Annotated in this window: 13 protein-coding genes; 10 read left to right on the top strand and 3 right to left on the bottom strand. The window is 33.3% G+C overall.

All coding sequences use genetic code 11. From position 1 onward, the window contains the following. Positions 1 to 790 (top strand): IS1634 family transposase (locus ACN4EE_RS20675; RefSeq protein WP_431708394.1); only part of this gene is annotated, 790 nt, incomplete at its 5' end. 661 nt (positions 791 to 1,451) lie between these two features. On the opposite strand, the gene ACN4EE_RS20670 is transcribed toward ACN4EE_RS20675, so the two are convergent. Continuing rightward, complete coding sequence (locus ACN4EE_RS20670; protein WP_431708393.1) at positions 1,452 to 2,159, bottom strand: PD-(D/E)XK nuclease family protein; 708 nt, start codon at positions 2,157 to 2,159, stop codon at positions 1,452 to 1,454. A 286-nt stretch (positions 2,160 to 2,445) separates the two neighbouring features. Between ACN4EE_RS20670 and ACN4EE_RS20665 the strand changes: the two genes are divergently transcribed. From ACN4EE_RS20665 to ACN4EE_RS20655, 3 genes are all read left to right on the top strand, one after another. Next, on the top strand, positions 2,446 to 3,567 hold the full coding sequence (locus tag ACN4EE_RS20665) for a site-2 protease family protein (RefSeq protein ID WP_431708391.1): 1,122 nt from the start codon (positions 2,446 to 2,448) through the stop codon (positions 3,565 to 3,567). 306 nt (positions 3,568 to 3,873) lie between these two features. Next, entirely contained in the window at positions 3,874 to 4,800 is a 927-nt protein-coding gene (locus ACN4EE_RS20660; RefSeq protein WP_431708390.1) for a DnaJ C-terminal domain-containing protein, read from the top strand. A 29-nt stretch (positions 4,801 to 4,829) separates the two neighbouring features. Continuing rightward, the gene (locus ACN4EE_RS20655) at positions 4,830 to 6,230 is read left to right on the top strand and encodes a DUF2079 domain-containing protein (protein ID WP_431708389.1); all 1,401 of its coding nucleotides are present in this window, start codon (positions 4,830 to 4,832) and stop codon (positions 6,228 to 6,230) included. Between the two features lie 76 nt (positions 6,231 to 6,306). On the opposite strand, the gene ACN4EE_RS20650 is transcribed toward ACN4EE_RS20655, so the two are convergent. Beyond that, positions 6,307 to 6,516, bottom strand: a complete 210-nt coding sequence (locus ACN4EE_RS20650) for a hypothetical protein (protein ID WP_431708388.1) — start codon at positions 6,514 to 6,516, stop codon at positions 6,307 to 6,309. 159 nt (positions 6,517 to 6,675) lie between these two features. Here ACN4EE_RS20650 and ACN4EE_RS20645 point away from each other — a divergent pair, with 159 nt between their 5' ends. The 3 genes from ACN4EE_RS20645 (at position 6,676) to ACN4EE_RS20635 (ending at position 7,649) form a co-directional block, all read left to right on the top strand. Continuing rightward, positions 6,676 to 6,849, top strand: coding sequence for a hypothetical protein (locus ACN4EE_RS20645; protein WP_431708387.1), 174 nt, complete (start codon positions 6,676 to 6,678; stop codon positions 6,847 to 6,849). Positions 6,850 to 7,021: 172 nt separating this feature from the next. After that, entirely contained in the window at positions 7,022 to 7,321 is a 300-nt protein-coding gene (locus ACN4EE_RS20640; protein ID WP_431708386.1) for a nucleotidyltransferase family protein, read from the top strand. Further along, on the top strand, positions 7,305 to 7,649 hold the full coding sequence (locus tag ACN4EE_RS20635) for a HepT-like ribonuclease domain-containing protein (RefSeq protein WP_431708385.1): 345 nt from the start codon (positions 7,305 to 7,307) through the stop codon (positions 7,647 to 7,649). The genes ACN4EE_RS20640 and ACN4EE_RS20635 overlap by 17 nt, the downstream gene beginning before the upstream one ends. Before the next feature lie 22 nt (positions 7,650 to 7,671). Here the strand turns inward: ACN4EE_RS20635 and ACN4EE_RS20630 are convergent, their stop codons facing one another. Then, positions 7,672 to 7,947, bottom strand: a complete 276-nt coding sequence (locus ACN4EE_RS20630; RefSeq protein WP_431708384.1) for a hypothetical protein — start codon at positions 7,945 to 7,947, stop codon at positions 7,672 to 7,674. Between the two features lie 153 nt (positions 7,948 to 8,100). Here ACN4EE_RS20630 and ACN4EE_RS20625 point away from each other — a divergent pair, with 153 nt between their 5' ends. The 3 genes from ACN4EE_RS20625 to ACN4EE_RS20615 all read left to right on the top strand — a co-directional run bounded on the left by ACN4EE_RS20625 (position 8,101) and on the right by ACN4EE_RS20615 (position 9,238). Then, positions 8,101 to 8,352 carry a UPF0175 family protein gene (locus ACN4EE_RS20625; RefSeq protein ID WP_431708383.1) on the top strand — a complete coding sequence of 84 codons (252 nt, stop codon included), beginning with the start codon at positions 8,101 to 8,103 and terminating at the stop codon, positions 8,350 to 8,352. Next, the gene (locus tag ACN4EE_RS20620) at positions 8,345 to 8,830 is read left to right on the top strand and encodes a DUF3368 domain-containing protein (protein ID WP_431708382.1); all 486 of its coding nucleotides are present in this window, start codon (positions 8,345 to 8,347) and stop codon (positions 8,828 to 8,830) included. Before ACN4EE_RS20625 ends, ACN4EE_RS20620 begins: the two co-directional genes overlap by 8 nt. 177 nt (positions 8,831 to 9,007) lie before the next feature. Beyond that, complete coding sequence (locus tag ACN4EE_RS20615; protein WP_431708381.1) at positions 9,008 to 9,238, top strand: hypothetical protein; 231 nt, start codon at positions 9,008 to 9,010, stop codon at positions 9,236 to 9,238. Positions 9,239 to 9,296: the final 58 nt, after the last annotated feature.

The following is a 9,296-nucleotide window of genomic DNA, read 5'->3' as shown; positions in this document are numbered from 1 at the left end:
TGCCTTGGCAACTCGTCAAATTAAGGGATTACATAGTCGTTTAGAAAAAGGCGAATCGGCGTTAGTGGCTTTAGCAAAGCGACCTGGAAATGACGAGCAAGTATTACAAAAAAAGGTAGAAGATATACTCAAAAATAATCGAATTTCAAATTATATTGAATATTCAATCACAAAAAAGATTAGCTATGATAAAGTATATATTGGTCATGGTTCACGTTCTCAATCATCTTCCTATAAAAGGGTTCGTAAAACAAATCTACAACTGAATTATCAAAGAATAGAAGCTGAAATTGAAGAGACAGAAATATTGGCAGGTTGGCGATTATATGTGACAAATGCCCCCCCAGAGAGATTAACCTTAACCGAAGCAGTGGAATCATACAAGGAACAATGGCAACCAGAAATGGGATTTCACCGTTTTAAAAAAGGACGTTTATCAGCATTACCGATTTATTTTCGGGATGAAGATAAAATTAGAGGATTAATGTTTTTATTAACGATCGCCCTGAGAGTTTTTACTTTGATGGAATTTGTAGTTCGCCGTCAATTACATGAATCTCAATCCAGTTTAGCAGGTCTTTATGACGGTAATCCAAAACGCAGTACAAATCGTCCCACCGCAGAAAAAATGTTACGAGGTTTCTGTAACATAACTTTATGTAAACATCGAGATGGTTCACGAGAAATATCATCATTGAATCCGTTGCAAAAAGAGATATTAAGTCTGATGGCAGTACCAGAGTCAATTTATAGTAGTCTAGGTGATGATTGGGAAAAAAGAATTGATTAGCGTATTAAGTACAATAATAAATTAAATAAGATAAATTAAGGGCAAATAAACGATTGGTGGGTTAAATAATCACAAAACTGATTTCATTGTTTGATTGACAGTATCCTTGATGGTGTTGATGGTTTTAAACAAGATGAGAAATCACCGACTCAAACTATAGCTTTTTCGAGAGTTAACAGAAGTTTCTTGGGTTTGGCAATGGGGACAGGTAACGGGATAATAGTCATAAGAATTGATGTAATCAGAGAGTCTTCTTTCTAAGATTTTTCCTGAACCTTTACATTTTACACAAAATTTCATAATATGCTATGATAGCGATTGTATTTTTGTTTCAAAGTTTTTTATAAGATAGCAGATAAATGATATTTTAGTTCTCCTTTTGTTAATGTTTCTTTACATTCTTTTAACGTAAAGAGAAATATGAGGGGGTTTTTTATCAAATTTTCATCGTAGTTTATAAACTTATGTAAAATTTTGACATGGAAAAAGAAAATAAATCTAAAATTTTGCCACTTGTCAATAAAGATATAATAAAATTTATTGTTTTAAAATTCAAGAATAACGAAAAAGTTAGAGTTTATGAATAAATATTAAATTTTGTTGCAATGTCACAACTTCCCAGAGATAAAAGACATTGATTTGTTACCTCGCAATGACGTAATTAACTCAATTCTACGCTATCAGCATAGCTATAAAGTTCTATGCCTAAATTTTGCGCTACAGGCTTGGCTCGATCATCAACCATAGGACAAATTACCATTTTACGGTTAGCTTTGCGTTGATGACGTTTTTCATAAAAAGCCACTTTCCTATCAAAAATATACATTCCCGCTTTATCGATCGAGGATTTGATTTCACACAGAATCAGTAAACCATTTTTAACAATAACATCGATTTCTACTTGATCTGGTCTGCCAAATACTTCCCCTTCGTCATCAAATTCATTGACGTTTAATACTTGCACCCCAAAAGAATCTTCAAGGATACCTTTAAGAGCATTACGGAAACTGGCTTCTGAGTATAATCCCCACCGTGAACCTAACGCCCCGATGGTGCTATCATATTTTTTATCCAGTTTTTTGATTTGTTCTAGGGTTTCATTCCATTTGCGATTATTTTCATCCCATTTGAGATTTTGTTGGTGCATAAACTCATCTAAACGGCGATTATTTTCATCCCATTTACGGGCTTGTTCTTCCCTGTCACGCTGTAATTCTTCTAAAATTCGATCGAACTTACTTTCTGTTTCTTGTTTTGGTGCATAATATTCCGAGACGGTACGCAAAATGAAATCCCGTATTAGTGGATCGTTACTGATTAATTGTGGTAACTGTTGTTGAATAATATCTTTAATCTCTGTTTCTGTCATGGTTTTATTGTTTTTACCTATCACTTAATTATTATAGTTTTTGGTGAGCATTTGGGGTTTTAAGAGATTGCTTCGTGTCTCGCAATGACAGATAAGGAAGGTTCGATCGAAATTATCACCGTATGTTGCAGATTTTCTCATATCACCTTAACCGAACTTTTCTTTGGTAGATTACCGTAACTTAAAGAAAACTATAATTTTTGTCCATCTCCTACAATAGAAGTTAAGCTCGATCGAATTAAGACAAAAAAGCAATTTTATATTTTATATAAGGAGATCAACTTTTATGAATGGAAATATTAGAGTCGGAAGTTTATTTGGTATTCCCTTCTATATACATCCCTCATGGTTTTTAGTATTGGGGTTAATGACTTTAAGCTATGGTGGTAGTTTAGCCTATCAAACTGGATTGCCGGGGGTTTTACCTTGGTTATTAGGACTTTTTGCCTCTTTACTTTTATTTTCTTCTGTTTTAGCCCATGAATTAGGACATAGTTTCGTGGCAATGGCTCAAGGTATTCAAGTTAAATCCATTACCCTGTTTATTTTTGGTGGGTTAGCATCCTTAGAAAAAGAATCGCAAACCCCCGAACAAGCCTTATTAGTGGCGATCGCAGGTCCTTTAGTTAGTGTGTTATTATTCGTCTTGTTTACCATCATCGGCGTTAACTTTGAGTTACCTCTGGCTTTAAGTTTAATCGTATCGTTGTTAGCGATGGTTAACTTTATCTTAGCCGTATTTAACATGATTCCGGGGCTTCCCTTAGACGGTGGCAACGTGTTAAAAGCGATTGTGTGGAAAATCACAGGTAATCCCCAAAAAGGCGTAATTTTCGCAGGAATGGTTGGACAATTTTTCGGTTGGACTGCCATTATTGTCGGTATTTTAGGTACATTAAATGTCATTGGTTTTGGTAACTTCTGGACGATGTTTATTGGTTGGTTTTTACTGCAAAATGCGGGTACTGCGGCACAATCTGCAAGAATTGAAGATAAATTGAATCACTACACCGCCGCCGATGCGATTTTACCAGAAAGCCCTGTTATTCCAGATAATTTAACCTTACGAGAGTTTGCTAATGAATATGTTATTGGTAAACAACAATGGCGTAAATTTTTAGTTACTAATGAAAATGGTATTTTGATCGGTGTTTTAAATGTGGATGATTTGAAATCGATCGCCACTTCATCATGGAATGAAACCCTAGTATCAGACTTAATGAAATCCAAAAATGAAGTAAAAACCGTAATTGATACCCTTTCTTTGTTAGAAGTGGTTAAACTAATAGAACAACAACCAGAACAAGAATTAACAGTAGTTAAAGAAGATGGTTTTGTGGTAGGACTTATTGAAAAACAAGGTATTGTCAGATTTTTACAATCTCAAATGACAAATGCTAATGCTTAGTTCATTGACAATTCACAATGGACAATCAATAATTAACAGTGAATAATGAATAATTAACAGTTAGTCTCATAACCCGCAAAGAAATAAATTTCATTGCTGATAGCACAAGTCGGCTAAAGCGACTGATTTAAAGACACAACAGAATATTGTGTATGTAATTTTGATAAAAATGATATTTATTAAATCGCTTTAGCAGATTTTCGCTGTTAGCTTCGTCAATTTATTGCGAAGCGATCCATGATACCATTTCATAAACCTTATTAATTCTTAATTCTGCATTCTTAATTCTTAATTTTTTTATCGCCAGTGACCAATTATTATGCCATTTTAGGGGTGACAAGAGATGCTACCCCTGAAGAAATAAAAAAAGAATTTCGTAGTTTAGCAAGACGCTATCATCCTGACGTGAATCCGGGGGATGCTTCGGCTGAGGAAAAATTTAAGCAGATTAACGAGGCTTATGATATACTCTCAGATTACCAAAAACGTCAACAATATGATTTTCAATTTTTTGGCACTAATAAACGGGGAATGAATCGCCCTAGTGGTTTTACTCCTCCCAAGAATTTTCAAGGTTTTTGGGATAATATCAGTAGTGCTAATGGTGGCAAAACAAGAATTTCCTCAAATCCTACTCGCCCCATAGGTGATTATAGCCCCGGTACAAAACGAGTGGCAAGGGCGGTGTCTCCTCCTCCTCGTTCTCAACCAAAGGATATTGAGGCTAAACTAGATTTACCTCTGGAAAAGGCTTTTTCTGGTGGTAGGGAAAGAATTAAGTTGGAAGATGGTCGATCGCTCGAAGTTGATATGCCTTCAGGTATGTATCATGGGCAAAAAATCCGTTTGAAAGGGCAAGGTATTCGAGGCGGTGATTTATATTTAAAAATTTTGATACTACCTCATCCTATTTTTCAGTTACAAGGTTCGGATATTTCCTGCGAAATTCCTTTAACTCCAGCAGAAGCCATCGTTGGTGGTTCGATCGAAGTACCCACCATAGACGGATTAGTAAAAATGAACGTACCCGCAGGAGTGAAGTCGGGACAAAGATTAAAATTAGCTAATAAAGGTTATCCTAATATACGAGGAGAAAGGGGAGATCAACTAATTATTATCGATGTGATTGCACCTTCAGAAGTAAGTGAAGCGGAAAAAAAATTATATGAACAAATCAAAGAAATTGAACAATTTAATCCTCGACAAAAATTGATTAATTATTATAATAAATAATTACTCATGCAAGATATGAAGATGATCAAATGTTAAATTTTTTGAGTCGATTTAATAAAGTAAAATACTATATAATATTTAGCTTTTTTATTCTGTTAATATCAAGTAGTATTCGTCATATTTTATTCAATTCTCAAGGGTTCGATTTAGGGATTTTTGACAACGGTATTTACTTAATTTCTCAAGGTAAAACCCCTTATGTTAGCTTTCGACAATTACATATTTTAGGAGATCATGGGGCATGGATTTTATATCTAATCGCTCCTTTTTATGTAATTTTTCCTTCTGTTTATTGGTTATTTATTATACAGGCTTTTGCTTTATCGATCGCACTTATCCCAATATGGCATTTAGCTAAATCAATGGATTTAACGGATTCAAAAGCCAGAAGTGTTTGTTTAATTTATCTCTTATATCCCCTCATATTTAACGTTAATTTATTTGATTTTCACCCCGAAGTAATAGCAGTACCTTTATTTTTTACTGCACTTTTAGCAGTCAAATTAAATAAAATTTATTGGTTTATAGGTTCAATTATTTTCATCTTAGGATGTAAAGCCGTATTAGCCTTAAATATTTTGATGATGGGGATATGGTTAATCTTTTTTCAGGGTAAAAAAAGTTATGGAATAATTGCGATATTTAGTGGTGTTTTCTGGTTTATTATTGCCACTCAATTAATTATTCCTAGCTTCAGTGGAGAAGAAGCCGCCGCCGTTAGCCGATACAGTTTTTTAGGGGATTCTGTGGGTGAAATTGCCTTGAATCTAATATTAAAACCCCAGATTATTTTATCTTATTTATTTACCCCTGCAAATCTGGAATATTTGTTTTTATTATTCATTCCTGTTATTCCAGTCTTGGCTTGGCAAGAATTAACAAATTTAATCCCTGCTATACCGACTTTATTTCTCAATTTAGTTACAGATTATCAACCGCAAAAAGATTTAGTTCATCAATATTCTTTACCAATAATTCCTTTTTTAATAGTTACCATTATTGTTAGTTTAGCTAATTATAAAACATGGTTTTATTCTAGTGCCAAAATCAGAATTTGGTCTTTAATTGCTTTTCTGGCTTTAGCTAAATATCTCTACTTTTTTCCTAATGCTTTATACTGGAAAAATATCCATACATGGCGATCGAGCAATGAAGCAATTAATTTGATTCAAAGTAAGGCAGGAGTATTAACTGCACCTCAATTTGCACCCCATTTAACCCATCGAGAAGTAATTGGTTTAGCCATTGATAATATTGACTATGATTCGATCGATAAGTATGATTATATTTTACTAAATTTAGACAATCCAACAGGTTATAGTTCTCAGGAAGATATACAGAAATTAATTGACTTTTTACAGTCTAAAAATAACTTTAATTTAAGCTACGAAAAAGATAAAATATTTTTGTTTGAAAAAATAAATGATTAAATCGATTAAAATTGTCAATTTAGGATCATTTATTTAGGATCATTAAATAACCACCAAAGTAAGATATGAGTGTCAATTAAATATCTGTTTCCCATTGTTGTAATTCTTCTTCTGGTAATTGTTCAAAAAATGCCTCTCCTAGTTTCCCTTGTAATAACCCAGAGGTTCGTGGTTGTTCATTTTCTTGATTTATTTCTAAGCACATTTGATGCACTAATTCATAAATTTGAGTTAAATTTTCTGAGGGAATTTGATGTAATTCTTCTATGATTTTATCAATTAGCATTGTTTTATTTTATTCCTAAGTTTCGATTGTTTAATTATCAGTTTTGACTTTAGTTTTTCTCGGAGTATCAAAAAGGACTGAAATTTTTATCAATTCTAAAACATTCATTTATTTAATTTTTTCCTAATCTTAGCAAAATCTCGATCACTAAGAACTGCTTTGCTCGATCGAACTCCCCCTGTGTCATTGCGAGGCACAAAGCAATCTCCAAAATCGATCGAACCTTCCCTTGTGTCATTGGGAGGCACGAAGCAATCTCCAAAATCGATCGAATCCCCCCTGTGTCATTGCGAGTCACGAAGCAATCTCCAAAATCGATCGAACCCTACCTAAAAGCTCGATCGAACTAAATAAAAATTAACTATCATTGAGGTTATAGTTCTCAAGAAGATATACAGAAATTAATTGACGTCTTACAGTCTAAAAATAACTTTAATTTAAGCTATGATTTTGATTGAAAAAAATAATCTGAATAATCCCAAATCGATAATAAGATAATAAGCCCATGAATATTATTATTCCGAAAAAATCGATCGAGCATTTTTGCGAAAAACACCATATTCAAAAACTTTCCTTATTTGGTTCAGTGTTAACATCAGATTTTAACGAGAAAAGTGATATAGATATATTAATTGAGTTTTCTCCTGAACATATACCCGGTTTAATTACCCTAGCCAAAATGGAGTTAGAATTATCCTCAATATTTAAGCGTACTGTGGATTTACGCACTCCCGAAGATTTAAGTAAATATTTTCGACAACAGGTATTAGATTTAGCACAGGTACAATATGATAGAAAAAAGTGATTTAATTAGATTACAGCATATGTTAGATGCTAGTCTGAAGGCGATAGTTTTTATTGAGGGAAAAACTGAGTCGGATTTAGATAATGATGATTTATTAGTTTTTGGTTTAGTTAAAGCTATTGAAATTGTAGGAGAAGTGGCAGGAAAGGTATCAAAAGAATATCAAGTTAATCATCCTGAGATACATTGGTCAGCAATGATTAGTATGCGTAATCGTTTAGTTCATGCTTATTTTGACATTAATAAAAAAGTACTATGGAAAACCCTCCAAAAAGACTTACCTGAATTAATTATTATCTTAAAATCACTGTTATCAATAAATGATTAAATGATTATGATAATTAATTACCTTAAATAAATGGATTAATTTTATTGTTATCAACTTTTACTTTCTCTCTATTATCATACATTAATTGCAGACAATCCTCTAAATCATCCCCCTTCCATCTGCCACCATGTCTTAAAATTGACTTTCCTGAAGCAGGACGATAATTAATTGACTCTTCTAAATTTATCCCTTGTTCTGATTTAATAAACTCTACAAATTTTGCTATTATTTTAAGATTTTCAATACTGATTTCAGCTAAATCATCTTTGATTTTATTTTGTAATTCTAAAACGTTCATTTTTTATTTTCTCCGAATTTTTCATCGTCATTGCGAAGTAACAAAGCAATCTAGCTAATCAACTCTATTTTATAATAAAACTCGATCGCTAAAAGCGACGCTGTGGGAGCAAATTTACTTATAATTAAACAAAAGTACTAAAGAGGTATTGAAATGGTAGAAGTAATTTTAAATATGTCTGAGGAGGTTTTATCAGCAAGGCGTAAGTCACCCCAAGAGTTTGGACAGGAGATGCGTTTAGCGGCAGCGATATTCTGGTATCAACAGGGGGAAATTTCTCAAGAAAAAGCGGCTCAAGTGGCAGGGTTAAATCGGAGAGATTTTTTGACAATGTTGGCACTAGAAAAAATAGATGTCTTTCAAGTGGACTTTGCCGATTTGGATAGGGAGTTAGAAGGTGAGTAATTTAACGGTTATCAATACTTCTCCTCTCATTTTTTTGAGTAAGGCTGGATTGATTGATTTGCTAAGAGTAGTAAATAAGCAGATTATCGTGCCGAAGGCTGTTTGGGATGAGATTTATACTTATGGCGAGGAAGACTTGACAGCCAAAGTTGTAGTAAACACACAATGGTTAGTAGTAAGGGAAACTCCATCAGTGCCAATAATCATTCAAAATTGGGATTTAGGAAAAGGAGAGTCGGAAGTATTGACTTGGGGTTATACCTATAAGGGAACGGATGTAATTATAGATGATTTAGCAGGGCGACGGTGTGCTTCTGCTTTAAGCATTCCTGTTAAGGGTACTTTAGGTTTAGTATTACTGGCAAAAAAACGAGGTGTTATACCTCTAGCTCGTCCTGTTTTAGAGCAGTTACGCCTAACGGGAATGTATCTTTCTGAATCGGTTATTAATCAGGCTTTGGTAAGAGTAGGGGAGTGAAAAATTATTATTGACATCGATCGAACTTCCCCCTATGTCATTGCGAGGCACGAAGCAATCTCCAAATCAATCGAACCCTACGCAAAACCTCGATCAAACTAAATAAAAATTAATTATAATGGGATTGAATTATTATTTTGTCATCCTGTTATAATCATTTAACTTAATAAAACTTAGATGGACTTACCTAAATCAGAACCTATAATTTATGAAGCTAACCCCTTAATAGAGATTATTGATAAGGGCAAGAATTTGGATAGAGAAAATTTTAGCAATCTTTCCCTTCAAGATAATGAAAAAAGTAACTTGGACATTTTAAAAGAATTTGGATTAATCGGTTGTATTAGTGCCGAACCCAATCTTTCAACTAATTATAAATTTGTTCTCAGAGAAGAATTAGAGGGCTAACAACAGTTAACAAAAATTTACTTAATTCTTTTTAAAATTACTCATTTATAATGCTAAA

This window comes from Geminocystis sp. CENA526, from assembly GCF_050753365.1.
In the GTDB taxonomy this organism is placed as follows: Bacteria; Cyanobacteriota; Cyanobacteriia; order Cyanobacteriales; family Cyanobacteriaceae; genus Geminocystis.
The sequence above is the reverse complement of the archived record's forward strand: the minus strand, read 5'-3'. Positions and strand labels throughout refer to the sequence as shown.

Bases quoted from the DNA above. Each gene is read 5' to 3' on its own strand.
- ACN4EE_RS20655 (WP_431708389.1), top strand. From the start codon at position 4,830: ATGTTAAATTTTTTGAGTCGATTTAATAAAGTAAAATACTATATAATA.
- ACN4EE_RS20625 (WP_431708383.1), top strand. From the start codon at position 8,101: ATGGTAGAAGTAATTTTAAATATGTCTGAGGAGGTTTTATCAGCAAGG.
- ACN4EE_RS20670 (WP_431708393.1), bottom strand. From the start codon at position 2,159: ATGACAGAAACAGAGATTAAAGATATTATTCAACAACAGTTACCACAA.
- ACN4EE_RS20665 (WP_431708391.1), top strand. From the start codon at position 2,446: ATGAATGGAAATATTAGAGTCGGAAGTTTATTTGGTATTCCCTTCTAT.
- ACN4EE_RS20630 (WP_431708384.1), bottom strand. From the start codon at position 7,947: ATGAACGTTTTAGAATTACAAAATAAAATCAAAGATGATTTAGCTGAA.
- ACN4EE_RS20650 (WP_431708388.1), bottom strand. From the start codon at position 6,516: ATGCTAATTGATAAAATCATAGAAGAATTACATCAAATTCCCTCAGAA.
- ACN4EE_RS20615 (WP_431708381.1), top strand. From the start codon at position 9,008: ATGGACTTACCTAAATCAGAACCTATAATTTATGAAGCTAACCCCTTA.
- ACN4EE_RS20640 (WP_431708386.1), top strand. From the start codon at position 7,022: ATGAATATTATTATTCCGAAAAAATCGATCGAGCATTTTTGCGAAAAA.
- ACN4EE_RS20635 (WP_431708385.1), top strand. From the start codon at position 7,305: ATGATAGAAAAAAGTGATTTAATTAGATTACAGCATATGTTAGATGCT.